The organism is Mumia sp. zg.B53 (genome assembly GCF_019550935.1).
Lineage (GTDB): Bacteria > Actinomycetota > Actinomycetes > Propionibacteriales > Nocardioidaceae > Mumia.
The window spans coordinates 46,008-70,691 of record NZ_JAHWCK010000001.1; the positions used below are offsets into that span (position 1 = coordinate 46,008).

Consider the following 24,684-nt stretch of genomic DNA (forward strand, 5'->3'; position numbering starts at 1 on the left):
GCGCTTTAGTGCGGCTCGCGCCCCTTCGCCCACATCTTGTCCCAGCTCCCGCGGTGCCCGGTGGTCTCGAAGCCGCCCAGGTCCACGCCGGCGAAGGGGTCGTCGAGATAGCGGACCTCGTCGTACGCCGCGCCGCGTGGATCGACGCGCACCATCGCGAGCCGATAACGCGGCGCCGCGTTCTTGCCCGTCACGACCTCGTTGTGCGTCACGAAGAAGTCGTCGGCGCCCGCGATCCGCGCCTTGACCTCGATGCGGAGCGTGTCGCCGTTCGGCTCGGTGCTGAGGACGTCGTATCCGGGGTTGTTGAACGCCTGCTCCTCCGGTGACCTCCCCAGCCGGCGTTCGCACGCGAGGACGAGATCGACGCCGCGTCGCTCGACCTCCTTCGTGGCGACGGCGTGCATCGGCGCGTGGCGGGGGAGGTCGCCGTCCACGAACCCGAGCGGGAGAACGAGCGCGGCGGTGACGATGCGAGGCGGCTTCGTGGACATCGTGGCCTGCTTGTCGAGGGTGGCGAGGCGGCGTTCGAGTCTCGCCTGCAGCTCGTGAGCCTTGCGGCGCAGACTGTCCGACGACTCCGCGGGCCTCTCGCCGACGCTCTCGCTCTGCGCGGCCAGGAAGGCATCACGCTCGAGCCGCTCACACTCGCTCTCGAGACGTCCACTGACCAGCATCCTCGCCCGGGCGAGGTCACGGGCCCGGGCGGGCTGCACCTCGGCGAGGTACGAGGGGAGCTGGTGGGCGATGATCCAGCTCATCGCCTTGGCTTCGGCGTCGACGAGCCACGGCCAGCGGCGCGCGCTCAAGGTGTCGGCCGTCGGAGGTGCGGCGACGCAGTCCAGGTACGGGGCCGGCCCGGCGCCCGTCACGACGCCCAGCTCGTCGACGTAGGCGTATCCGAACCGCCGCGCGACAGAGCCGCCCGTGCCGTCGACGATCTCCTCCACGACCCCGACGAGCAGCTGGGGTCGGTCCAGCGTTGCCGACACGAGTACCGTCCCGCGCTCCAGACAGCCGCTGAGCAGGGTGATCGACTCGGCCATCACCGCGTCGTGGAGCGGATGACCGGGAGCCAGCAGGTCTGCTCGCTCGAGACCGTCCCCCTCCATGCAGGCGAGGTCGAACGTGACGCGGTGGTAGCGCGACGAGATCGGTCCGTGCCCGCTGCTGCGGACCTGCGCCGGCACGTGCGCGATCTCGTACCGGCCCGGCTCCCGGCGCGTGATGCGCCCACCAAGGCGGGTGAACGCGGCGGTGAACGCCAGCTCGATGTAGTGCGGCTGGAGTCGGCGTGCCCGGGCCTCGTCCATCTGCCGTCGCATGGCCGCGACGTCGGCCTCCGTGAGGGAGTTGTCGGCGAGCGCCTGCTCCGCGAGGATCTCCGCGATCCCGTCGGCGACTCGGTGGTCGATGACCTCCTCCATGCTGGCGCGCACCGCAGGATCCTCGCCGTACCGGATGGCGTTCATCAGGAGATCGCGCAGCGGTGTCTCGTCGAAGGCGGCGCCGAGGACGTCGAAGACCTTGCCGCCGTACGCCTTGCGCTGCTCGTCGACCTTGTCGAGGAGGCGCTGGAAGACCTGCCCCTCCCGGGTGTTGCTGGCGACGAGGTTCCAGAGGTGGCAGACCTCCGTCTGGCCGATGCGGTGGATGCGTCCGAAGCGCTGCTCGAGACGGTTCGGGTTCCACGGGAGGTCGTAGTTGACCATCAGATGGGCGGCGTGGAGGTTCAGGCCCTCGCCGGCGGCGTCGGTCGCGAGAAGGACCTGCGCGCGGCTGTTGGTCGTGAACTCCTCGGTGATGCGCCGCCGCTCCGACCGCGGCACGCCGCCGTGGATGGCGAGGACGGCGTCCGGCCTGCCGAACAGCGCAGTGATGCGGCGTTCGAGGAAGGCCAGGGTGTCGCGGTGCTCGGTGAAGATGATGAGCTTTCGCGGACGTCCGTCCGGCGCGGTGGCGAGCGTCTCGGTCTCGAGGATCGTGCGCAGCTCGCTCCACTTGCGGTCGATGTCGGCGTCACGCACCTGCTGTGCGGCGCGCGTGAGTCCGGCGAGCTCGACCAGCTCGGCGTCGAGCTCGACGATGGTGCGGGACGCGGTCGCGGCGTCGACCAGCTCGTCCTCCAGCTCCTCGATCTCGGCGGCCGCGTACTCCTCGTCGTCGGGGATGTCAGGCAGGTCGCCGATGTCGATCTCGACACCCGCCTCGAGCGCGTCCGCGAGGATCTCCTCCTTGCGGCGTTCGAGGCGCGCAGTACGGCGGACGAGGGACTGGTAGATCGCCTCGGAGCTCGACGCGAGGCGCCGCTGCAGCACCGTGAGCGCGAAGCCGACGGTGGTCCGGCGCTTGCCCTCGAGCCGGTCGGCGCGGTTCATCCCGTCGCGCACGTAGGCGGTGACGTCCTCGTACAGGTCGCGCTCGAGCGACGTCAGCGCGTACGGGACGGTCTCGGCGATCCGCTCGGGGAAGAGTCGCTTGCCCTCGAAGCTGAGCAGGTCCTCCTTGACCATGCGCCGCATGAGGCCGGAGGTGTCGCCGGAGTGGGTGCCCTTGCGGAACCTGCCCTCGAACCGGTCGCGGTCGAGCAGCGTCAGGAAGAGCTGGAAGTCCTCCTCATTGCCCGAGTGCGGGGTCGCCGTCATGAGGAGGAAGTGGCGCGTCGTGCGTGCGAGGCGCTCGCCGAGGAGGAACCGCTTGGTCTTGTGGACCTTGCCGCCGAAGTAGCGGGCACCCATCCTGTGCGCCTCGTCGACGACGACGAGGTCCCACTCGGTGTCGACCAGCTGGCGCTGGAGGCCCTCGTTGCGCGCGAGGTGGTCCATCCGTGCGATGAGCAGCGGGTGCCGCTCGAACACGTTGCCGGCGCCGTACGCGTCGACCGCCTGCGGCGTGAGCAGGTCGAAGCACAACCCGAACTTGAGGAACAGCTCGTCCTGCCACTGCTCGACGAGCCCGCCCGGCACCACGATGAGGCACCGCCTGACGTCGTCACGGAGCAGGAGCTCCTTGATGTAGAGGCCCGCCATGATCGTCTTGCCGGCGCCGGGGTCGTCGGCGAGCAGGAAGCGCAGCGGCGTGCGCGGGAGCATCTCGCCGTACACGGCACGGATCTGGTGGGGGAGCGGCTGCACGTCGCTGGTCGCGACCGCGAGCATCGGGTCGAAGAGACCGGCGAGCGTGATGCGCTGCGCCTCGGCGACGATCGCGAAGTCGGAGGCGGGCGCGTCGAACGGGCGTCCTCCGGCCTCCGCGGACCCGAGCGCGGCCTCGTCGTCGCGGAAGAGCACGCGCTGGGCGAGGCCGCCGGAGCCGAGCTTGTAGGTCACCTCGAGCGCGTCGCCGCCGTGCCACTGCGCCGCGAGGACGAGCACTGCCTCACCAGGCACCAGACCGGCGAGGCGTACGCCGGCGGTGACCTCTTCGAGCGTCAACGACCATGTCCTTCCCGAGAGTGGCAGCCGCCTGACTCTAGCCAGCACCGCTGACACGAACGGGGCCGTCGGACCGTCCGCGCGCGTCACTAGCCTTGCGTCGGGAACCCGCCGACGCACGAGCCGTGAGAGGTCATGAACCGAGACGAACGCAAGCAGCTGCGCGCCCTCGTGAGCGACGTCGAGCGGTGGGGTGCGGCCGCCGACGCCGTCACGCGCCGGCGCGAGGAGATCGACGTGCAGGTGCGCGCGTACGTCGACGACCTCCGTTCGCGTGTGGTCACGGTCGCCTATGACGGCCGCGCCGCGTGGCGGGCGATCCCGCTGACGCGCGCCGACGCTCGGCTGGTCGAGCTGCTCGCCCACCGCGCGAACCTGCCGGCCCTCACCGACGCCGATCACGCGATGCTGCGGCGCCTCGGCGACCAGCTGCACGTGGCCCACGACGTCGCGCCCCTGGTCTCGGCCCGGCGCTTCTTCGCCGGGCGCGAGCGCAAGGCGGAGGCGGGGGCGTCCGCGGACGTCCTGAGATCACTGCATGCCTGGGGCTCCGCCCTCGGTCTCGGGTCACGGCTCGAGCACCTCGCACGCTCGACGGACATGCACGACGTGACGCGGATGACCGTGTCCGACCTCCTCGAGCCCTCGCTCGGCCTGGCCGACGACCTCGCCCACCTCGGCCGCGCTCCGGAGATCGTGCCCGGCGAGGTGCTGCACCCGCTCGCAGGGGCAGTCGCCGTGATCACCCGCGCCGTCGCCGCGGAGTCGTCGTACAGGGACGCGGCGAAGGAGGCCGGCGAGGCCGTACGAGGCGCCGCGGTCGACCGGCTGCTCGCGGAGATGCCGATCGACGCTCTCAAGGACGCGACGCGAGACCGGCTCCGCCTCGGTCCGCTGCGGGACGCCCAGGTCTCGACCGTCGCGCAGGTCCTCGCCGCCGGCCGCGAGCTGGCCTCGCTCCCGGGACTCGGTCCGACGACGGCGACGCAGATGGTCGGCGCCGCCCGCACCCTCTGGCAGATCACGTACGACGAGACGCCGGTGCGCGTCGACGTGGCCAGGCGCGACGGAGAGACGACACGCCTGCTCGACCACCTGGCGAGCTGGGACGCCGCGCGCGCGACCCGGGGCGCGACCGCCGACCTCGCACGGACCGAGGAGCTCGGGCCGCTGGCCTCCGCCGTGCGCGGTCACGTGACCCACGTGCTCGTGCTGCGTGTCGCAGGGCACGAGGTCGTCGACCTCCTCGCCGGCGCGGACGCGGTCGTACGGAGGGCAGCGATGATCGCCACGGGCGGCCGTGGTCCCGCGCGGTCGCGCGTCACCGACGACCCGTGGGACGACTTCCTGGCACGGCCCGCCGACTACTTCGCGATGCTCGCCGAGCTCGGGTTCCTCGTCGAGGACGACGCCAAGACGCACGGTGACCTCCCGGACGAGATCATCGAGGCCGTACGCGCCCTCGAGCTCAAGGGCGACGCGCTCAACGCCTCGCTCCGCGGTTACCAGAGCTTTGCGGCGCGGTTCGCGCTGGTGCAGCGCAAGGTGATCATCGGTGACGAGATGGGCCTCGGCAAGACCGTCGAGGCGCTGGCGGTCTTTGCGCACCTGCACAGCGCGGGGGAGACGCACTTCGTCGTGGTCTGTCCCGCGGCCGTCGTGACCAGCTGGACCCGCGAGGTCGCGAGCAAGTCGACCTTGCGGGCATTTCGCGTCCACGGGCCGAACCGCGACGGGGCCGCCCAGGCCTGGGTACGCCGCGGCGGCGTCGCCGTCACGACGTACGAGACCCTCGGTCGCCTTGACCCGTACCTCGACCAGGTCGACACGCTCAGCTGTGTCGTCGTCGACGAGGCGCACTACATCAAGAACCCAGCCGCGCAGCGCTCCCAGCGGACGGCGGCGCTGCTCGACCGCGCCGAGCGTGCCGTGCTGCTCACCGGCACGCCGCTCGAGAACCGCGTCGAGGAGTTCCGCAACCTCGTCGGCTACGTCCGCCCGGACCTCGTCGTCGACGTCCATGGGCTCGCGCCGCACCGGTTCCGGCGCCAGGTGGCACCGGCGTACCTGCGGCGCAACCAGGAGGACGTCCTCGACGAGCTTCCCGGGCTGGTCGAGGTGGACGAGTGGCTGCCCATGACGCGCGACGACGAGCGGGCGTACCGCGAGGCCGTGGTGGCGGGCAACTTCATGGCGATGCGGCAGGCGGCGATGCTCGCGAGCGACAGCCAGAAGATGGAACGCCTGATCGACGTCGTCGAGGAGGCCGAGGCGAACGACCGGCGCGTGATCGTGTTCTCGCACTTCCGCGAGGTGCTGTCACGGGTCGCCCGCGAGCTCCCCGGCCCGGTCTTCGGACCGCTGACGGGCTCGGTGCCGGCGGCCGCGCGGCAGGACATGGTCGACAAGTTCGCCGCCGCCGGCAACGGTGCGGTGTTCGTCGCGCAGATCGTCGCGGGCGGCGTCGGCCTGAACATCCAGGCGGCCTCGGTCGTCATCATCTGCGAGCCACAGCTCAAGCCCACGACCGAGGCGCAGGCGGTGGCGCGTGCGCACCGGATGGGGCAGCTGAAGTCCGTCCAGGTCCACCGGCTGCTGTCGGAGGACGGCGTGGATCGCCGCATCACCGAGATCCTCGCCGAGAAGCGGCGGTTGTTCGACGACTTCGCCCGGGTCAGCGACACCGCGGAGAGCGCACCGGAGGCCCTCGACATCTCCGAGGGAGAGCTGGCGCGGGAGGTCGTGGCCACCGAACGCAAGCGGCTGCTGACGCACGACCCCGATGCGCCGGGGGAGTGAGACCGAGCCTCCGCCGAACGACGAAGGGCCGACCGCCTCGCGGCGACCGGCCCCTCCCGTGCGTTCTCAGACGGTCATCGCCGGACCTGGATCCGCACCACCTTCTTCGCCGAGGTGAGGTTCGCGTTGCCGAGATAGCGCACGGTCACCTTCTTGGTGCCGCGCGACAGGCGGGGGAGTCGCACCGACCCCTTGCCCTTCGCGTTGACACGGACGGCGAACGACCGCGTGCCGACCTTGACCAGCGCCGTACCGCGAGCGTTCACACCCTTGGCCCTGACCGTGATCGCGACCTTCGCGCGCCGCGAGGTCGTCACGCGCTTCGGCGTCACCGTGACGCCGACTTTGGCCCTCGCCTTGGTCACCCGCAGCACCACCGGCCCCGCAGTGGTGGCACCGACGGTGGCCGTCCCGCGATAGCGAGCAGTCACGATCCGCGGCCCCGCCGTACGGAACGGGCCGAGCCTCACGCTCGTACGGCCCTGTCGGTCCAGCGTCCCCGTGCCGACCCGCCGGCCGTCCACGAGCACGTCGACCGCCCCCGAGCCGGCCGTCGTCCGGCCGTCCTCGGTCACCCGGACCCCGACCGTCGCCACGGCGGTCGACCTGCCGGCGGCGATGCGCGTCGGCTTCACCGTCAGCGTCGCCGCAGCGACCGGCACGCTCGTCGCGGCCGTCACCTTGAGAACGACCGGCAAGGACGTGCTCGGCGCCAGCTCCGCACTCCCGCCGTACGTCGCCGTCACGAGGTGGCTGCCCGGCGTCGCGATCGCCGCGAGCGGGACCGTGGCGCGACCCTGCGCGTCGATCTCCGCCGATCCGGACGCCTCACCGTCGACGTACACGGTGACGACCCCCTCCGGAGTCGGCTGGTCACCGGCACCGGGTGTCGTGACCTGGACCGAGGCGGTGACCCCGGTCTTGCCGGCGACGACCGTCGTACGGTCGAGCGTCAGCGACGTGGCGGACGCGGGCAGCGGCGGCTCGTACCCGACCTCGGCGATCCAGGTCCGGTAGTTGCCCTCGCGGCCCGGCACGAAGTTGCGCTCCACGTTGCCGCGGCTGTCCACCGCGATCCAGCGGATCTCGGCGCCCTTGTCGACCTTGAGGCGTTCGCCGCCTTCACGCAGGCCGGCCGCCGCGTACATCGGCGACCGCAGGTTCGGCACCGTACCGTCGGTCGTGTAGAAGATGCTCGCGGGCTCGTTCGTGGAGAACTCCACGTTGACCTTGCCCTCGACGGTGCTGGAGGTGACCTTCACGTCGCTGACGGGCGGCACCGTGTCGGTGTCGTAGTCCCGCGCGATGCGGAGCATCTCGACCAGGCCGTTGGAGAACTCCATCGCCTCCTGGTGCGCGCCCGGCCCGGTCGGGGTCTCGGCCTCGAACGGCGGCTGGAACGTCGAGCCGACCTCGAAGTCCCACGCGTAGATGCCGTACTTGTACCAGAGCATGTCACCGGAGTTGCCCGCCGCCGAGTAGAGCGTGTCGACGACCCGCCCGGTCCGCGCCGGAGTCACCGACAGGCCTCGGTGCCGCTTGATCGCGGTGAGGATCCGCGAGGAGGCGCCCTGGAAGAGCGACTCCTCCTCGAGCGTGGGCTCCGGAGCGGTGATCCGCCCCGGCACCTTGTACGCCGCCGGCGACCACATGAAGTAGTTGCCGGAGCTGTGCACGTTCATCGACCACTGGATGTTGGACCGTGCCGCGACCCAGTCGACGTTGCGCGACTCCGGCTCGCTGAGCTCCGACGGCCCGGCGAACGTCCCGCTGGTGCAGACCGGCGAGGCGCCGGAGTAGCCGTCGAACAGGCTGTACTCGTCGTAGTTGCGGTTGACGTCCACGCCCCAGGAGTTGCGGGCGTTCGCGTCGGCGGTGCCGGTCTTGTCGCAGTAGTTGACGAGGTTCTTGCGCTGCGAGTTGAAGTCGTAGAACGAGTAGTGGCCGCCGTCGGGGTTCACCGACGGGAGCACCCAGATCTCCAGGTTGTCGAGGAGGTCGCGGGTCGCCGGATGGGTGCCGTAGTTGCGCAGCAGCCGTTCGGCGGTCTCGATCGTGACGAGGGGCGGGACCCACTCGCGTGCGTGCTCCTGGGCGTAGAAGAAGACACCCGGCTTGGACCCGTCGCGCACCTTGCCCATCTTGATCGCATAGACCTGCTGTGGCGCACGTGCGACGGTCGCCGGGGCGTTGAGCCCGTCGGTGAGCGTCGTCGCCGCCGTCGCGGGCACTACACCGGCACCGGCGTTGCCGCGGTAGGTGTACGCCGACACGAGCGCGCTCGCGCCCGTGCTGGCGTTGATGGCCGCGGCGACCTGAGCCGCCGTGCTCGTGGCCGTACCGCTGGCGTCGGTGGCCGAGGAGACGGTGATCGCCTTGTCGGCAACCGTCACGGTCAGCGGCTGGTCGGCCGTCGTCGGGTGCACGACCGTGACGGTGATCCCGTTGCCGCCCTCGGAGCCGAACTGCTTCGAGTCGATCGCCACGCGGCGGTCGTCGTCCGCGGCGGCACCGCCAGCGGGGATGACGGACTGCGCGAGACGCCGGTAGCCGTTGGTCTTGTACGGCAGCTCGACGATCTCGGCCAGCTCGGGGTAGTCCGTCGCCAGCTGCTTGATGCGGTCGTACAGCTGGGTCGGGTCGAGGTAGGAGCTGACGAAGTCCTGCTGGTAGCCCGGACCCTTGAACGGGTCCTCCTCGTCGCCCGTCGGCAGCCAGTCGGTGACCTTGGCGATCGCCACGTCGCCGGTCGGGCTGGTGATCCGGATCCGGTCTGGCCGCGAGGTCAGCGCCTCGGTGCCCGTGGTCGGGCTCGCGCCGCGGTGATAGAGGTAGACGTCGGCGTCGACGAAGCGGCTGATGGTCTGCGTGCCGCCGCTGCCGAACGCCGTGCCGGGGCCGCTGTCGCGCTCGACGGTGAGCGCGTCCGTGGCGTCCTGCCCGTTGGCCCACTTGGCCTCGACCGAGAGGACCGGGATGCCGAACGCCGTGTAGTACTGCGCGCGGGTGATCTTGACGTCGGAGACGTCAGGGTGGGTCGCCTCGTCGGCGAACGCCTCGTTCTCCGCCTTCGCCGCGTCGATCGTCGCGTCGCGCTCGGCGAGCGCCGCCTCGGTGTCCTCCGAGGTGTAGAGGACCTCGCCGGTGTCGAAGCCGGCCTTCTTCAACGTCTTGATCTCGTTCGGCGTGACGACGGCGCGGACCTCGAGGCCGTCGGAACGCTGCTCGACACCGTGGTCGAGGTCGACGCCGGTGGCGACGAGCTGGTCGAGCTTGGCCGCGCTGGGCACGGTGATCTCGACGACGGACGGCACCTCGTCGGGGAGGCGCTCGAGGGTGACGGCGCTGTCGGGACCGGGCGTGGACGGCTCGGCGAAGGCAACCGGTGCGGTGGTGGTGGCGGCGATGAGGCCGGGAACCGTCAGTGCGAGCGTGACGGCGGCGACCTTCCGGCGCAGGGGCGACGATCTCTTCATGCGGCTACGTCCTTGCTTCTGGTGATGAAGAGTGGATGAAGGTCACCGTAAGGTGAAATGCGTCACACCGCCGCTCACCTCCCGGCCGGCCGCTCGGACGCGTGGGAAAGGGCCACGAAACCGGCCCGGCGAGGCGCAATAAGATATACGATTCGCCTATGGCCTACAGCACGATCACCTCCCTCGATACCGACGCAGCCCTCCAGCACAGCGAGGACCTGCGAGCCCGACTGCTCGCCACGTCGTCCGACACCTACGTCACCGGTCCGGCCGGCCAGGGCAGCGGCGAACGCGTGCTGGTGCTCGGGGGCACGGGCTACATCGGCCGGGCGCTCGTGCCCGAGCTGGCTCGCCGGGGTTACCGACCGGTGGTGCTGGCGCGTGACGCGTCGGTGAAGGACGACGCCGAGTTTGCTGAGGCCGAGGTCGTCGCCGGCGACCCGACGCGGCTGGACGACGTCGTGAACGCGGTGGCGGTGGCCCCGACCGCCGTCGTCATCTCCCTGCTCAGCGGGCGCCGCCCGAACGACGCCGAGGAGTGCGAGCTCGTCGACTACCAGGCCGTCGTCAACGGCATCAAGGCCGCCGTCGCCCAGGAGGTCCAGCAGTTCATCCAGGTCAGCGACTTCGGCGCCTACCGGCCGGAGCTGATCCCGCAGGTCTACAAGCTGCAGGTCGAGGGCGAGCTCATGGGGCAGCACCACGGGGCGCTGCCGTGGACCATCGTCCGGCCGACGGCGTACTACCCCTATCTGTCGATGACGTTCGGCGACGTCAAGAACGGGCTGCCGTACCGGATCTTCGACCACGGCGAGTACAACGTGGTCAACCCGATCGCCCGCGAGGACCTCGCGGAGTTCATCACCAACCAGGTGCTGGCGGCCGACGCGTACGGTCGCGTCCTCCCCGTCGGCGGCCCCTGGGTCGAGGACAACGTGGTGACCCTCAAGGACGCCGGGCAGATGATGTTCGACATCACCGGCCGCGAGCCGCAGTGGGATGTCGTGGCGATGACGACGTGGGACAAGAAGATCGCGCGGCTGCGGCGCATCGGCAAGATGAGCAAGAAGGTCGCGCCGGTGGCCTACTACCTCGAGGCCGCGAAGTACTGGTCGGTCGTCGACCACGTCGCCCCGGCGTACGGGACGCGCACGTTGCGGGGCTTCATGGAGAAGCTGAAGGACCGGGAGTTCCCGACCGGCAGCTTCCGCGAGCGGATGAAGAGCGGCACGGCGATGATGCCGACCGACATCTGAGGCGATGAGTTGAGCCGGGGGAGCCGGTCGGGAGCAGTACAAACACCGACCGCTCCCCAGGAGGACACCATGACCGCCACCTACACCGCCGACGTCTTCTCCAGCCTCGACGGCTTCGGCACTGCCAGCGGTGACTGGAGCGGTTACTGGGGCAAGCAGGGCCCAGAGCTGCTCGATCACCGCCTCCAGCAGTACGGCGAAGACCAGCGGATGGTCTTCGGAGCCAACACGTACCGCACGTTCGTCAACTTCCTCGCCTCCAGCGACGTGCCGGAGGTGCGTGACCCGTGGGTCACGCGGATGATCGACCTTCCCGCGACGGTCGTGTCGACCACGCTCGACGGCCCTCTCGACTGGCCCGACGGGACGCTCGTCAGCGGGGACGCCGTCGACGTCGTCGCCCGCCTCAAGGAGGAGTCCGAGGTGCCGTTGCGCTCGCACGGCAGCCTCTCGATGAACCGGGCGCTGATGGCCGCTGGCCTGGTCGACCGGCTTCAGGTCACCGTCTTTCCTGTCATCACCGGCGAGAACGGGTTGGACCGGATCTTCGAGGGTGCGGCCGACTTCGATCTCGAGCTGATCGAGAGCCGCCTGCTCGACGGCAGCATCCAGGAGCTCGTCTATCGGCCGACGCTCCATGCCTGAGACGTACTGAGAATCCCTATCGCCTCTTGCGCGTACGACGACGGCGCGCGATAGTCCTTGTCATGAATGTGACCGGCATCACAGCAGCGACGGACGGGGTCCTCGCCCGGATGCGCATGCTCGTGCCGGACCTGCCCGAGTCGACGCGTCTCACCGCGGAGTGCATCCTCGACGACCCGCACTCCGCGGTGGCCGGGACGATCAGCGATCTCGCCGCCAGCGCCGGCACCTCGACGGGGGCGGTGTCTCGCCTGTGCCGCACGCTCGGTCTCGACGGCTATCCCAGCCTGCGGGTCAGTGTCATCAGGGAGGCGGCCGCGACGGCGTACGGCAGCTGGAACGCCGACATCAGTCGCGAGATCGCCCCCGGCGACTCGCTCGCCGACGTGGCCCGCACCCTCGAGGCGGTCGGCGCCCGTGCCGTGCACTCGACCCTCGCGGGACTCGACCTCGACGCCGTCGCGGCAGCAGCCGGAGCGATCAGCGGCGCCAAGCGCGTCCACGTGTACGCGGTCAGCGGCAGCGGGGTGATGGCCCGTGAGCTCGAGCTCCGGTTGAGCCGTATCGGCATCGCGTGCTGGACGTACGCCGATGTCCACGACGGCCTCGTCGCAGCCGCGCAGCTCGGCGACGGGGACGTCGCGATCGCGATCTCGTACTCGGGAGAGACCGACGAGACGCTCGACATGCTCGCCACCGCACGAGACCACGGCGCACTCACGGTCGCGATCACCGCGGGGCCACGGTCGCGGCTGGCCGCGCTCGCCGACAACGTCCTGGTCACCGTCGCCGAGGCGACGACCTTCCAAGACGGTCCGCTCGCGTCCCGTCACTCCGAGCTCGCTGTCGTCGAGATGCTCTATCTCGCCGTGGGACAGCACGACTACGACCGCACCGTCCAGCTCCTGTCCGTGACCGAGCGTGCCGTCCGGCCACGCCGACCCGAACGACGCCGCACCCAGACCCGTACCGACACGACCGGCCAACACTGACCCAGGGGGACCCATGACCGCAGAATCCGACCCGCCCGCCGACGGACTCAGTCGCAAGTCCTTCCTCGTACTCGGCGGAGCCCTGGTGGCCGCCGGGGTGGCGTCGCCGTTCGGCGGCGGAGCGGCGAGCGCGACGACCGGAGCCACCACGGCCACCGCGGCCGCCGCTGGTGCCGCCACCGCGGCAGCCGCACTCGCCCGCGCTGCGTCGGCCACGACCGGCGGCCCGATCATGAACGACGGGCGGTTCCCGATCGGCCTGTTCTGGCCCCCGCCGCCGACCGAGACGACGGTCGAGCGCTACCGCGAGATCGCCGAGGCGGGCTTCACCTATGTCCACGGTGGCAACTACTCGAACTCCGACGTCCAGATCACGACGCACATGCTGCGGGTCGCCGACGAGGCCGGCGTCTACGTCCTCGTCGAGGACCCCGAGATCAAGTGGCTGCTGCAGACCATGAACGTCGGCGACCCGGCCCAGCCGTTCACGATCAGCGAGGACGAGCTGCGCCAGCGGATCACCAACGCCGTCAACCGCTACGCGCCGTCGTGGCGCACGGTCGGCGGCCGCCTGCACGTGCTGCGGGGCAGCGGCAGCGGCTCGATCGGATGGGTCGCGGACGGTGCGGCGTGGCAGGACTACACGTTCGCCTTCGACACCGAGCCGCTTCGTACCGGTGCGGGCGGCTATGCGCAGGCCGGGTGGGCGTTCCGGATCAAGGACGAGGCCAACGCGTACGTGTGGCTGCTCTCCACCCAGGGGAGCGACGGCAAGGCGGTGCTCAAGAAGGCGGTGTTCGTCAACGGCAACCCGATCGTCACGCAGGTCGCGCTGCCGTATCAGCTCGAGGAGGGTCGGACCTATCACGTCGAGACGGCGCTGAGCGGATCGACGATCACCACCCGCATCGACGGCGTGCTGGTCGACACGACCACCGACAGCACGCACGCCGCCGGCTCGGCCGGATTCCGCGAGGCGGGCTCGGAGTCGGCGTACTTCGACAACGTCGTGATCACCGGCGCCGGGGGAGCGACGCTGTTCCGCGACAGCTTCGACGAGGGTCTCGGCGCGTGGCGGTTGCCCGCTGGATCGGGGTACGGCGCCTTCGCCGGCCTGCACCTCTTCGACGAGCCAAGCGTGGCCCGCCTGCCGCTGGTGGCGAAGGCGGTGGCGATGGCCAACGACGCGTACGCCGACGCGTTGTCGTACGTGAATCTCTTCCCCGGTTTCGGCGCCGGCTACGAGCAGGCGGCCCGCGACATCGACTCGCCGGTGCTCTCGTTCGACCGCTATCCGATCCTGGCCAGCGGGGAGGACCTGGGCTACTTCGACAACTGGGCGCAGGTGCGGGCTGCCGCGCTCAAGCACGGGCGTGACCCGTGGATCTACATCCAGAGCGTCGGCTATGCGAACCACGCGATCCCGACCAAGGCGGACCTGCTGTGGCAGATCTCGATCAGCCTGGCGTACGGCTGCAAGGGCATCCAGTACTTCACGTACTGGACCCCGGACCCCGCGCGTGGCGAGGCGTTCACGAACGGCCTCATCACCGTCGAGGGCAAGCGCACCGGTCTCTATCGCGACACGAAGCAGGTCAACGCCGACTATCTCGCACCGCTCGGCAAGCAGATGCTGGAGCTGACCTCCACCGCCGTGCAGGTCGCCGGGCTGGCGAACCCGCCTGCGGGACTCGCGCCGTTCGAGGGCGACGCGCTCGTCTCCGCCGTCAGCGGTGACCCGGTCGTCCTGGGCCGGTTCGTCGATGCCGACGACCGGCTGCACACGCTCGTCGCCAACTACTCACGACGCGACCGCGCTCGCGTCAGCCTCACCCTGCCCGCCGAGGCGGAGGCGTACGACCCGGGCGACGACGACTGGTCGCGTCAGCGCTCTGGTGGTCTGACTCTGCGGGCGGGGGAGGCGCGGCTGCTGCGGATGCGGTGAGGCGCGGCGGCGCGGCGCGCGACTGTCTCTGATTGAGTCGATTGACCGAAATGCCCGTGCTGACCCCTGGCGGTGCTTACGATCCGTGGATGAGCGGCAACGACAGTCCTCGACCACTCCCTCCGCCGGGGTGGTATCGGAGCGGTGACGCGCTGCGGTGGTGGGACGGACTGCGGTGGACGGACCGGACCGAGCCATTGCGCAAAGACGTGGCGAGCACGGGGGACGAGCGGTCGGGGAAGAGCAAGACGCTTCCCGTCGCCATCGTGGTCGGGCTCGTCGCGTTCGTGCTGGGGATCGGCCTGGGTGCTGGATCCTCCACCGACCCTGACGTCGCCGCGTCCAAGCCCTCGGCCACCCCGCCTCCGACCTCGGCCGCAACGACGCCTCCAGCGACGACTTCGCCGCAGACGACAGCGTTGACGGCGCGGCTGAAGGCGAAGACGGCGCAGGTGTCGGCTCAAGAGCGGCGACTCGCTCAGCGGGCCGCCTCCCTGAAGACGCTCGAAGCGAAGCTCGCCAAGAAGGCAGCGTCGCTGAGGGCGCGGGTCACGGAGGTCCGGTCCCGCGAGCAAGCGGTCGCGAGTGCGGAGGCTACTCGCGGTGACGATGCGGGCGACGTCGGCATCGATCCGCTCTTCGGCACCTGCGGGGAGGCGAACGACAACGGCTACGGGTCGTACGAGGCCGGAGTGGATCCGGAGTACTCGCACTACGACGACCGCGACAACGACGGGGTCGTCTGCGAGTACTGACATCGGTCGACCGGCCCGCCGCACCACCGATAGGTTCCGGGCATGGAGAACGCCGGGCGGATCGTCGCTCTCAACCACTTCGGCATCAGCGTGGCCGACCTCGAAGCAGCGCGACGCTTCTGGGCCGAGGGCCTCGGCGCGATCGAGCACGGTGCCTTCGGCTGGCCGGTCGGGACGGCCCCTGCGGACGAGTCCCTGGCCACCGAGGGGACCGCGGCCGACGTGGTGCTGCTCCGGACGGATGCGGCGTTCATGGAGCTCTTCGCGTTCTCGTCGCCGACCCCCGCCGTACGGCCTCCTGGTGCGCCCGGCGTCAAGGGTTTCGCGTGGGCGGTAACGGATCCGGACGAGGCGTACGCCCGCGCGGTCGACGCGGGCGGCACGCCCCTGGGCGACCACCGCGTACGGTGCCCCGATGGCACGCCGGTGACCTTGGTCGCCGCAGAAGGGGTGAGCGGCCTCGTCGGGGTCCTCGTCCAGGTCGCCGACGCCGCGGCGCACGCGGTCCCGCCCATCCCCGGTCCGGTCACGGTCGAGGTGAGCGGTGGCGCCGAGGATGCACCCGCGCGTCCGGTCGACCTCGGGGTCAACCACCTGTGCGTGGACGTCGAGGGCATCGACGCCGTACGGGGCAGCCTCGACGCGACGACGTGGCACCACCCGGTCACCGAGTCCAGCGGTGGCATCGCCGCGGTCTGCTACGGCACCACGAGCGACGGTGTCCTCCTCGAGCTCCTGGAGTCGCGCAGCCCCGACGCGTTCCTGTCCCGGACCCGGCTCACCCACCCCTAGGCTCCGCTCGTCCCGCTCCCACCTGCCCAGGGCGGGTGCTGGGTGCTGCCCGCGCCCCAGCGCGACCAGCCATGTGGTTGACATCACATCCTCCGGAGCCCTACGTTTCTGGAACCCGAATCAGGTTTCAGGTTCGGTCCTTTCAGGGAGGAAAGGCACGGAGATGAGCACACGGAAGAACACTCGCCGCACCCTCGCGGCCCATCGCAGCGCTCGCCGCAGCGCTCACCCTCGCGGCATGCGCTCCGTCGTCGGACGACGACGCCGCGGCTGACGGCGACACGGTCGAGGTCGGAGTCATCACGTCCAAGTCCGGGCCCCTCGCCGCGTACGGCAAGGCCTACCTCGAGGGCTTGGAGGCAGGTCTCGACCATGCGACCGACGGCACGAACGAGGTCGACGGCACCACGATCGAGATCACCGAGGGCGACGACGCCGGCGACGTCGACAAGGCCGTGCAGCTCTCCAAGGAATACATCGGCGACGGTGTGAAGATCATCGCCGGCACGGCGTCCTCCGGCGTGGCGCTCGCGCTGGCCGAGCAGGCCGAGCAGAACAAGGTCCTCTACATCGCCGGGCCCGCAGCAGCCGATGCCGTGACCGGCATCAACGACTACACGTTCCGATCGGGACGGCAGAGCTTCCAGGACGTCGCGACGGCGGCGACCTTCCTCGAGGAGGTTCAGGGCAAGACGATCACCGTCCTCGCCCAGGACAACGCCTTCGGTCAGGGCAACGTCGCCGCGGTCCAGGCGGTGCTGGGTGCCGGCGGCAAGGGTGGGACCGTCAAGCCCGTCCTGGTGGCGGAGGACGTCACGGAGTTCACCTCCTTCGCCCGCCAGGTGGTCAACAGCAAGCCCGACCTCGTCTTCGTCGCCTGGGCCGGTGCGAGCTCGGGCAGCATGTGGCAGGCACTGGAGCAGCAGGGAGTCTTCGACGCTGCACCGGTGGTGACCGGCCTCGGGGACGTCGCCACGTACGGCGCCTACGGACCGGCCTCGGCGAAGATCAACTTCCTGAGCCACTACTTCGGCACCGCGACCGACAACGAGGTCAACAAGGCGCTCGTGTCCTACCTCGAGGAGAACGGCAGCCAGCCCGACCTCTTCTCGCCGGACGGATTCGTCGCCGGACAGATGATCGTCCGCGCGGTCGAGGAGGGCGGCGACGACGTCGACGCGATGGTGAAGGCGCTCGAGGGCTGGTCGTTCGACGGTCCCAAGGGCGCGACCACCATCCGTGCCAGCGACCACGCGCTGGTCCAGGACATGTTCCAGGCCAAGCTCGTCGCCGATGGTGACGCGTTCGTGCCCGAGGTGGCCAACGTCGTTCCGGCCGACCAGGTCGCCCCGCCCGAGGCGTCGTGACGGCGTGACGCAGAGGAGGACGGCGGCGAGATGACGGCAGCAGCAACGCCCGCGCTCGAGGTCCGAGGGCTCGGTCTGCGGATCGGGGGAGCGACCATCCTGGAGGGGATCGACCTCACCGTCGACCGGGGAGCGATGGTCGGGATCATCGGCCCGAACGGCGCAGGCAAGACCACCCTGTTCAACGTGATCTCCGGCCTGACCGCTCCCACCGAGGGCGCGGTGCTGCTCGACGGCGAGGATGTCACCGCGATGTCGGTGCCGAAGCGAGCGCGTGCGGGACTGGGGCGCACCTTCCAGACGTCGAGCCTGTTCCCCGATCTCAGCCTGCTCGAGAACGTCAGGCTGGCGGCGCAGGTCTCACGCGGAGGCAGCCTCTCGGTCGTCCGGTTCCCGCAGCGCAGCGACGCCGCCAGCCGGGCAGCCGTGGACCACCTCGACGAGGTGGGGCTCGCCGGCAAGGCTGACGTCGCCGCCGGCGGCCTCTCGCACGGCGACAAGCGAAAGCTCGAGATCGCCGTCCTCCACTTCGGCCACCTTCTCGCGTACGACACACCCGCGGCCGTGATGGCTGATCCGACCGTCCAGAACGCCTACCTGGGGGCGAGCGCATGACCAGCACGCCCGGTGAGCCGGTGCTCGCCGTCGAGCATCTCCGAGCCGACATCGACGGACAGCAGGTGGTAGAGGACGTCAGTCTCACCGTGCCGTCGTCCGGAGTGACGGCGATCCTCGGTCGGAACGGCGTCGGCAAGACGAGCACGCTCCGCGCCATCCTCGGCCTGATCCACCGCACGGGAGACGTACGGCTCGCCGGCGAGCGCATCGATCGCCTTCCGACGCACACGATCGTGCAGCGGGGCGTCGGCTACGTGCCCGAGGACCGGGAGGTCTTCGCGAAGCTCACGGTCGCGGAGAACCTCCGGCTCGCCGTACGCACGGCGCAACCCCGCCACGATCTCGTGGACGCGCTGTTCCCCGACCTCGTGGGCCGTCGCGACCAGATGGCGGGAACGCTGTCCGGAGGTCAGCAGCAGATGGTGTCGCTCGCCCGCGCCCTCGTCAACGACAACCGCATCCTCCTCGTCGACGAGCCGACCAAGGGGCTCGCGCCACGCGTCGTCCTGGAGGTCACCGACGCCCTCGAGGAGGCGGCGAAGACGGTGCCGATCCTCCTGGTCGAGCAGAACCTCGACGTCGTACGCCGCCTGGCCGGCCCGGCGATCGTCATCGAGGGTGGTCGCGTCGTCCACACCGGCGACGCCACCGCACTCCTCGACGACGCCGACCTCACGACACGGCTCCTCGGCGTCCACGGTGACATCTCGAGCGAGGTGGCGCGGTGAGCACCGTGGTCCTGCTCGCGGTGACGGGTCTCGGACTCGGTGCCCTCTACTTCCTCGTGGCCTCCGGGCTGTCGCTGATCTACGGCCTGATGCACGTGCTGAACTTCGCGCACGGCAGCTTCCTCACGCTCGGGGCATTCCTCGGCTGGATGGTCGCGCAGCGGATCGACGCGACGAGCTGGCTCGGGTTCGCGGTTTCGATGCTGGTGGGAGCGGCCGTCGGTGCGCTGGTCGCGGCACTCACCGAGCTCGTCCTCATCCGCCCGCTCTACGAGCGTCACATCGAGCAGGTCCTGGTCACCGTCGGACTGTCCCTGGCGACGGTGGCCCTCTTCGAGGGCATCTGGGGGTCGGACGCGCGCTTCATCCGCGGGCCGGAGTGGCTGGACCGTACGACCTCGATCGCCGGCGCTGCGATCCCCAACGACCGGTTCGTGGTGATCGCGGTCGCCGGCGTCGTGCTGGTCGCGATCGTGATGTTCCTGCGGCACACCCGCTACGGGATGATCATCCGCGCGGGTGTGGAGAACCGCGCGATGGTCACCGCGCTCGGGATCGACGTCCGTCGCTCGTTCACGCTCGTCTTCACCATCGGCGGGGCCGCGGCCGGACTCGGGGGTGTCCTGGCGTCGCACTACTTCGGCTACGTCTCGCCGAGCCTCGGCGGCTCGCTGCTGATCTTCGCGTTCATCGTCACGGTGATCGGCGGACTCGGCTCGCTCACCGGTGCGGCGGTCGCCTCGGTGCTGGTCGCGCTGCTGCAGCAGTTCGCCAACTACTACCTCTCGGGCACGGGTGACTTCGTCGTCGTGCTCGCGCTCGCTGCCGTCCTGCTCGTACGCCCCACCGGATTGATGGGAGCCCGCGCATGACCCGCCCACCGATCCCCGCCGCCGTCGGCGGCACGGCGCTGATCGTGCTCATGGCGGTGCTGCCGCTGCTCAACGTGCGCGTCCCCGGCATCCTGCCCGGTGCCACCTACCAGCCGGGCGCGTTGAGCCTGCTCGCTCTTTGCATGGTCTTCGCCGCGCTCGCGCTGTCGTACAACCTCATGCTCGGCACTGCGGGACTGCTCTCGTTCGGTCACGCGCTCGCCTTCGGCGCCGGAGCGTACGGCTTGGGGATCGTCCTCGAGCGCACGGGCCTCTCGCTGTGGTCCGCGCTGCTGGTCACGCTGGTCGGCTGTTTCGTGGTGGCCCAGGTGGCGGGCGCGATCAGCCTCCGCGTCACGGGGATCCCGTTCGCCATGGTCACCCTCGCGTTCGCCCAGGCCGCGTCCGTCCTCGTCCGACGTAATCCCGGGGGTTCCACCGGTGGCGACGAAGGACTCAGCCTGGCCACCGCCCAGGTCCCGGAATGGATGGTGGGCGTGGCGAACACGCGGAACCTCTACTGGATGACGCTGGCGATGCTGGTGCTCGTCTACGCGGTCGTCGTGTGGATCGACCGTTCGAGGGTCGGCCACGTCGCGGCGGCCACGCGCGAGAACGAGCTGCGGGTGCGCGTGCTCGGGATCCGGCCGTACGCGGCGAAGCTGGTCGTCTTCACCGTCGCCGGCGTGCTCGCCTCGTTGACGGGTGCGGTCTATCTCCTGCTGCAGAGCGGGACCGTGCCCCGGGTGGTGTCCGCCGATCTCACGATCACGATCCTCGTCATGGTCGTCCTCGGCGGCGTCGGGTCGCGCTGGGGGGTGATCGTGGGCGCCGTCGTCTACACGGTGCTCAACCAGCGGCTGTCCCTGCTCGCACACTCGGACACCGTGGAGTCGCTGCCGGCGGTGCTGCGCGTCCCGCTCTCCGAGCCCATGTTCATCCTCGGCACCGTGTTCATCCTCGTGGTGATGTTCTTCCCCGGTGGGATCGCGGGCGCAGCCCGGGCCACGACCCGCACCCGGACGCGTCGTGAGGGTCGCGACGAGTCTCCGCTGGCAGAGTCGGCAGCATGACGCAGAAGCCGTGGCCGAGCTCCGACGAGGGCGCCCACACGCTCGGGCGGTGGCTGGTCGACCGGTCCCGCCAGGACCCCGACGCCGTGGCGATCGACGACCGCGGCGTCACCATCACCTACGGGGCGCTCGCCCGACGGTCGAGCGATCTGGCGTGTGCCCTGCAGGACGCCGGGTACGCCCCCGGTGACCGCATCGCGACGCTGACCGGCAACTCCATCGACCACGTCGTCGTCTTCTTCGCCTGCGCACAAGCCGCTCTCGCGCTGGTGCCGCTCTCGTGGCGGTTGACCGCGAGCGAGCTCGCAGAGCTCGTCGCGACGGTCGATCCGGCGCTCCTGCTGGTGGAGGACGAGTACTCCGCACTCGGGCGCGAGACCCTGACCCGGCTGCCGACGGTGCCACCGGTGGCCGAGCTCGGCACCACCGGTGTCGAGGCAGCCGTCCCACCGTCGATGGGACTGAGGGGCACCGTCGACGGCGACCTGGTGGCACCACGCCCTGCCCGTGACGACGACGCTCTGCTGGTGATCGTCACCTCGGGGAGCTCCGGACGACCCAAGGCGGTCGTCCTCACCCACGCGAGCTGTTTCTGGAACAACCTGGCGCTCGGCCAGGCGGTGGAGATCACCTCGTCGGACGTCGTGCTCGCGACCCTGCCGCAGTTCCACGTCGCCGCCTGGAACATCCAGCCGCTGCTCGCCTGGCGGGCCGGCGCCACGGTGGTGATCGAGCGCTCGTTCCAGCCCTCCCGGGTGTTGAGCCTGATCAGGGAGCGCCGGATCACGGCGATGATGGGCGTGCCGACGCAGTACCACCTCCTGGCGGAGGATGCGCTCTTCCCCGAGGCCGACGTCTCCAGTCTCTGCGTGGCCATGTCGGGCGGGTCGGCGATGCCGTACCCGCTCTGGCGCCGATGGGCCGACCGCGGCGTGCGGATCACCCAGGGCTACGGGCTCACCGAGGCCGGTCCCAACGTCCTGATGCTGCGTGCCGACGAGGCGGAGGCCCACCCCGGCGCGGTGGGGCGGCCCTATCCGTACGTCGACGTGGGACTGCGGGACATCGCGACCGGCGAGGACGTCGTCGGTCCCGGCACGGGTGAGCTGTGGGTCCGCGGGCCGAGCCTCTTCGCCGGATACCTCGGCGATCCGCGCTCGACAGCCGAAGCGCTTGTCGCCGGCCGGTTGGCGACAGGCGACCTCGCGAACCGCGACGCAGACGGGTGCTACCGCATCGTCGACCGGTTGAAGGACATCTACATCAGCGGTGGCGAGAACATCGCACCCGCCGAGATCGAGGCGGCGATCGCTGCGCACCCGCTGGTGGCCGACGTTGCGGTGGTCGGCGTCCCCGACGACGTGTGGGGCGAGGTGGGTGCCGCGTTCGTGGTGCCGCGGTCGGGGGCTCGCCTCACCGCGGACGAGATCCAGACCTACCTCCGCGGGAGCATCGCGGGTTTCAAGGTCCCCAGGGACGTACACGTGCGCGAGGTGCTCCCTCGCAGCGCTCTCGGGAAGATCGTCCGGTCGCGACTGCGTGAGGACGCCATGACGACAGGGGGACAGAAATGAGCAGTGCCGCCGACGACTTCCGGCTCGACGAGGTGGAGACGGTGTCTTCCGCCCAGGGCCGGCCGCTGGGCAAACGAGGGGAGGCGACCCGTTCTCGGCTTCTCGTCGCGGCCGAGGCGGTGTTCGCCGAGCTCGGCTACCACGACGCCTCCATCGTGAAGATCACCGAACGGGCAGGATGCGGGCTCGGCACCTTCTATCTGTACTTCGATTCCAAACAGGCCCTCTTCGAAGCGCTCGTCGTCGACCTGAACCGCCGCGTCCGGCACTCGATGGCCGAGGCGATGAGCGGCGCGCAGAACCGCCTGGAGGCCGAACGTGCCGGCTTCGAAGGGTTCTTCCGGTTCACCGCCGAGCATCCGGCGCTCTACCGGATCGTGCGGGAGGCCGAGTTCGTGTCACCCGAGATGCTCCGGCTGCACTACACCCGCATCGTGGAGGGCTATCGCGCCGGACTCGCCAAGGCGCAGGCGGCGGGGGAGATCAGTGACATCGATCCCGAGGTCGCGGCGTGGGCGTTGATGGGGATGGGGGAGCTGCTCGGCATGCGCTATCTGCTGTGGGAGCGCGACGCCGACGGAAACCCTCCGGCCGCCGTCCCGGACCACGTGATCGACGAGATGATGCGCCTCGTCAACGGCGGCCTCGCGCCGAAGGAGAGGTCATGACCGACCACCCGCTCGAAGGACGCCGCGCTGTCGTCACGGGAGGGGCCAGCGGGATCGGCCTCGCCTGTGCGCGCGCCCTCGCGGTTCGCGGCGCTGACGTGACGGTCGCGGATATCGACCGGGAGGCGACCGCCCGCGCTGCCGATGCGATCGACGGCCACACCTGGGTGGTCGACCTGGCTGACACGGAGGCCCTCGAGAGCGTGGTCCTCGACACGGACATCCTGGTGAACAACGCGGGGATCCAGCGGGTGGCTGCGATCACGGAGCTCGCTCCCGACGACTTCCGCCTGATCCAGCGCCTGATGGTCGAGGCGCCGTTCCTGCTCGTCCGCGCCGCCCTTCCCTGCATGTACGAGCGGGGATGGGGACGCATCGTGAACCTCTCGAGCGTGCACGGCCTGCGCGCCAGCGCGTACAAGGTGGCCTACGTCGCGGCCAAGCACGGGCTCGAAGGGCTCTCGAAGGTCACGGCGCTCGAGGGTGGTCCGTACGGGGTGACGAGCAACTGCGTGAACCCCGCGTACGTCCGGACACCGCTCGTCGAGAAGCAGATCGGGGACCAGGCGCGGGCGCACGGCATCCCCGAGGAGGAGGTCGTCGAGAAGGTGATGCTCACCGAGACCGCGGTCAAGCGGTTGATCGAGCCGGAGCAGGTGGCGTCGCTCGTCGCGTGGCTGTGCTCCGAGGACGCAGCGATGGTGTCCGGTGCCTCGTACACGATGGACGGCGGGTGGACCGCGCGATGACGCAGCGCTACCGCACCGTCGACGTCCCGGTACGAGGGGGTGACCTGCGCGTCGGGATCTGGGATGCGACCGACATCGCGGCGCCCACGCTCCTGCTCGTCCACGGCGTCACGGCGTCGCACCGGTCGTGGGACCTTCTCGCTGCGCGCCTTCCCGGTGTCCGGCTCGTCGCTCCCGACCTTCGAGGGCGGGGCCGCAGCAACGCCGTCACGGGACCTGCGGGCATGACGGCGCACGCGGACGACCTGGCCTGCGTACTCGATGCCGTCGGTGCCCAGGCGGTGACCGTGGTCGGGCACTCGATGGGCGGCTTCGTCGCCTGCGTCCTCGCTGACCAGCACGCGGAGCGTGTGCGCAGCCTGGTCCTGCTGGACGGAGGGCTGCCGCTGGACGTCCCCGCAGGGCTCGATGCGGACCAGGTGATCGCGATGGTGCTCGGGCCGACCGCGGAGCGCCTCGCCATGGAGTTCGCCGACACCGACGCCTACCTCGGGTTCTGGCGGCGGCACCCGGCGTTCACCGAGGCCTGGTCCCGCGAGCTCGAGGACTACCTGGCGTACGACCTGGTCGGGGAGCCGCCGCGCCTACGGGCGGCGACGAGCTACGCGACGATGGCCGAGGACACGGTGGACCTCAACGGCGGCGCCGCTCCGGTGCAGGCACTGGCACGTCTTCGCCACCGGACCCTGTTCGTCACGGTGCCGCGAGGCCTTCTCGACGACGAACCCGGGCTCTATTCCGACGACCGCATCCCCGCCCTGCTCGCGGGCACCCCGAGCGTCCGGCACTGCCGCGTCGACGGTCTGAACCACTACACCCTGGTCCTGTCCGCGCCCGGGGCGGACGCCGTGGCGGGTCTCATACGCGAGGAGATCGCCGCAGCCTTTCGCTCATCCCGACCGAGAACCTCGACCCCTGACCCGACGCGTCACTAGCCTCGA

18 protein-coding genes are annotated in these 24,684 nt (G+C 70.4%); 16 read left to right on the top strand and 2 right to left on the bottom strand.

What is annotated here, in order from left to right:
- Positions 1 to 5: 5 nt before the first annotated feature.
- The gene (locus KV102_RS00210; RefSeq protein WP_220344946.1) at positions 6 to 3,434 is read right to left on the bottom strand and encodes a helicase-related protein; all 3,429 of its coding nucleotides are present in this window, start codon (positions 3,432 to 3,434) and stop codon (positions 6 to 8) included.
- Between the two features lie 135 nt (positions 3,435 to 3,569).
- On the opposite strand from KV102_RS00210, the gene KV102_RS00215 reads away from it, so the two are divergent.
- Positions 3,570 to 6,233, top strand: a complete 2,664-nt coding sequence (locus tag KV102_RS00215) for a DEAD/DEAH box helicase (protein ID WP_220344947.1) — start codon at positions 3,570 to 3,572, stop codon at positions 6,231 to 6,233.
- Between the two features lie 74 nt (positions 6,234 to 6,307).
- On the opposite strand, the gene KV102_RS00220 is transcribed toward KV102_RS00215, so the two are convergent.
- Positions 6,308 to 9,709, bottom strand: coding sequence for a M14 family zinc carboxypeptidase (locus KV102_RS00220; RefSeq protein ID WP_220344948.1), 3,402 nt, complete (start codon positions 9,707 to 9,709; stop codon positions 6,308 to 6,310).
- 158 nt (positions 9,710 to 9,867) lie between these two features.
- On the opposite strand from KV102_RS00220, the gene KV102_RS00225 reads away from it, so the two are divergent.
- From KV102_RS00225 to KV102_RS00295, 15 genes are all read left to right on the top strand, one after another.
- Positions 9,868 to 10,965 (top strand): NAD(P)H-binding protein, encoded by a 1,098-nt coding sequence (locus tag KV102_RS00225; RefSeq protein ID WP_220344949.1) that lies wholly within the window; start codon positions 9,868 to 9,870, stop codon positions 10,963 to 10,965.
- Between the two features lie 69 nt (positions 10,966 to 11,034).
- On the top strand, positions 11,035 to 11,610 hold the full coding sequence (locus KV102_RS00230; RefSeq protein WP_220344950.1) for a dihydrofolate reductase family protein: 576 nt from the start codon (positions 11,035 to 11,037) through the stop codon (positions 11,608 to 11,610).
- Between the two features lie 62 nt (positions 11,611 to 11,672).
- Positions 11,673 to 12,602, top strand: coding sequence for a MurR/RpiR family transcriptional regulator (locus KV102_RS00235; protein ID WP_220344951.1), 930 nt, complete (start codon positions 11,673 to 11,675; stop codon positions 12,600 to 12,602).
- A 13-nt stretch (positions 12,603 to 12,615) separates the two neighbouring features.
- On the top strand, positions 12,616 to 14,547 hold the full coding sequence (locus tag KV102_RS00240) for a hypothetical protein (RefSeq protein WP_220344952.1): 1,932 nt from the start codon (positions 12,616 to 12,618) through the stop codon (positions 14,545 to 14,547).
- Positions 14,548 to 14,636: 89 nt separating this feature from the next.
- Entirely contained in the window at positions 14,637 to 15,302 is a 666-nt protein-coding gene (locus tag KV102_RS00245; protein WP_220344953.1) for an excalibur calcium-binding domain-containing protein, read from the top strand.
- Between the two features lie 42 nt (positions 15,303 to 15,344).
- A complete protein-coding gene (locus KV102_RS00250; RefSeq protein ID WP_220344954.1) occupies positions 15,345 to 16,094 on the top strand; it encodes a VOC family protein in 750 nt (249 codons plus the stop codon).
- A gap of 203 nt (positions 16,095 to 16,297) precedes the next feature.
- Positions 16,298 to 17,461 carry a substrate-binding domain-containing protein gene (locus KV102_RS00255; protein ID WP_220346212.1) on the top strand — a complete coding sequence of 388 codons (1,164 nt, stop codon included), beginning with the start codon at positions 16,298 to 16,300 and terminating at the stop codon, positions 17,459 to 17,461.
- Between the two features lie 30 nt (positions 17,462 to 17,491).
- Complete coding sequence (locus KV102_RS00260) at positions 17,492 to 18,076, top strand: ABC transporter ATP-binding protein (protein WP_220346213.1); 585 nt, start codon at positions 17,492 to 17,494, stop codon at positions 18,074 to 18,076.
- Positions 18,073 to 18,807, top strand: a complete 735-nt coding sequence (locus KV102_RS00265; protein WP_220344955.1) for an ABC transporter ATP-binding protein — start codon at positions 18,073 to 18,075, stop codon at positions 18,805 to 18,807. The genes KV102_RS00260 and KV102_RS00265 overlap by 4 nt, the downstream gene beginning before the upstream one ends.
- Complete coding sequence (locus KV102_RS00270) at positions 18,804 to 19,679, top strand: branched-chain amino acid ABC transporter permease (protein WP_220344956.1); 876 nt, start codon at positions 18,804 to 18,806, stop codon at positions 19,677 to 19,679. Before KV102_RS00265 ends, KV102_RS00270 begins: the two co-directional genes overlap by 4 nt.
- Positions 19,676 to 20,752: a branched-chain amino acid ABC transporter permease gene (locus KV102_RS00275; protein WP_220344957.1), complete on the top strand. Its 1,077-nt coding sequence runs from the start codon at positions 19,676 to 19,678 to the stop codon at positions 20,750 to 20,752. Before KV102_RS00270 ends, KV102_RS00275 begins: the two co-directional genes overlap by 4 nt.
- Complete coding sequence (locus KV102_RS00280; RefSeq protein ID WP_220344958.1) at positions 20,749 to 22,326, top strand: class I adenylate-forming enzyme family protein; 1,578 nt, start codon at positions 20,749 to 20,751, stop codon at positions 22,324 to 22,326. The genes KV102_RS00275 and KV102_RS00280 overlap by 4 nt, the downstream gene beginning before the upstream one ends.
- Positions 22,323 to 22,994: a TetR/AcrR family transcriptional regulator gene (locus KV102_RS00285; RefSeq protein ID WP_220344959.1), complete on the top strand. Its 672-nt coding sequence runs from the start codon at positions 22,323 to 22,325 to the stop codon at positions 22,992 to 22,994. Before KV102_RS00280 ends, KV102_RS00285 begins: the two co-directional genes overlap by 4 nt.
- Positions 22,991 to 23,743: a 3-hydroxybutyrate dehydrogenase gene (locus KV102_RS00290; RefSeq protein WP_220344960.1), complete on the top strand. Its 753-nt coding sequence runs from the start codon at positions 22,991 to 22,993 to the stop codon at positions 23,741 to 23,743. The genes KV102_RS00285 and KV102_RS00290 overlap by 4 nt, the downstream gene beginning before the upstream one ends.
- On the top strand, positions 23,740 to 24,678 hold the full coding sequence (locus KV102_RS00295) for an alpha/beta hydrolase (RefSeq protein WP_220344961.1): 939 nt from the start codon (positions 23,740 to 23,742) through the stop codon (positions 24,676 to 24,678). Before KV102_RS00290 ends, KV102_RS00295 begins: the two co-directional genes overlap by 4 nt.
- Positions 24,679 to 24,684 lie beyond the last annotated feature (6 nt).

Coding starts and splice junctions, on each gene's coding strand:
- KV102_RS00215 (WP_220344947.1), top strand. CDS start 3,570: ATGAACCGAGACGAACGCAAGCAGCTGCGCGCCCTCGTGAGCGACGTC.
- KV102_RS00245 (WP_220344953.1), top strand. CDS start 14,637: ATGAGCGGCAACGACAGTCCTCGACCACTCCCTCCGCCGGGGTGGTAT.
- KV102_RS00265 (WP_220344955.1), top strand. CDS start 18,073: ATGACCAGCACGCCCGGTGAGCCGGTGCTCGCCGTCGAGCATCTCCGA.
- KV102_RS00275 (WP_220344957.1), top strand. CDS start 19,676: ATGACCCGCCCACCGATCCCCGCCGCCGTCGGCGGCACGGCGCTGATC.
- KV102_RS00230 (WP_220344950.1), top strand. CDS start 11,035: ATGACCGCCACCTACACCGCCGACGTCTTCTCCAGCCTCGACGGCTTC.
- KV102_RS00285 (WP_220344959.1), top strand. CDS start 22,323: ATGAGCAGTGCCGCCGACGACTTCCGGCTCGACGAGGTGGAGACGGTG.
- KV102_RS00290 (WP_220344960.1), top strand. CDS start 22,991: ATGACCGACCACCCGCTCGAAGGACGCCGCGCTGTCGTCACGGGAGGG.
- KV102_RS00250 (WP_220344954.1), top strand. CDS start 15,345: ATGGAGAACGCCGGGCGGATCGTCGCTCTCAACCACTTCGGCATCAGC.
- KV102_RS00280 (WP_220344958.1), top strand. CDS start 20,749: ATGACGCAGAAGCCGTGGCCGAGCTCCGACGAGGGCGCCCACACGCTC.
- KV102_RS00260 (WP_220346213.1), top strand. CDS start 17,492: ATGACGGCAGCAGCAACGCCCGCGCTCGAGGTCCGAGGGCTCGGTCTG.
- KV102_RS00225 (WP_220344949.1), top strand. CDS start 9,868: ATGGCCTACAGCACGATCACCTCCCTCGATACCGACGCAGCCCTCCAG.
- KV102_RS00240 (WP_220344952.1), top strand. CDS start 12,616: ATGACCGCAGAATCCGACCCGCCCGCCGACGGACTCAGTCGCAAGTCC.
- KV102_RS00220 (WP_220344948.1), bottom strand. CDS start 9,709: ATGAAGAGATCGTCGCCCCTGCGCCGGAAGGTCGCCGCCGTCACGCTC.
- KV102_RS00235 (WP_220344951.1), top strand. CDS start 11,673: ATGAATGTGACCGGCATCACAGCAGCGACGGACGGGGTCCTCGCCCGG.
- KV102_RS00295 (WP_220344961.1), top strand. CDS start 23,740: ATGACGCAGCGCTACCGCACCGTCGACGTCCCGGTACGAGGGGGTGAC.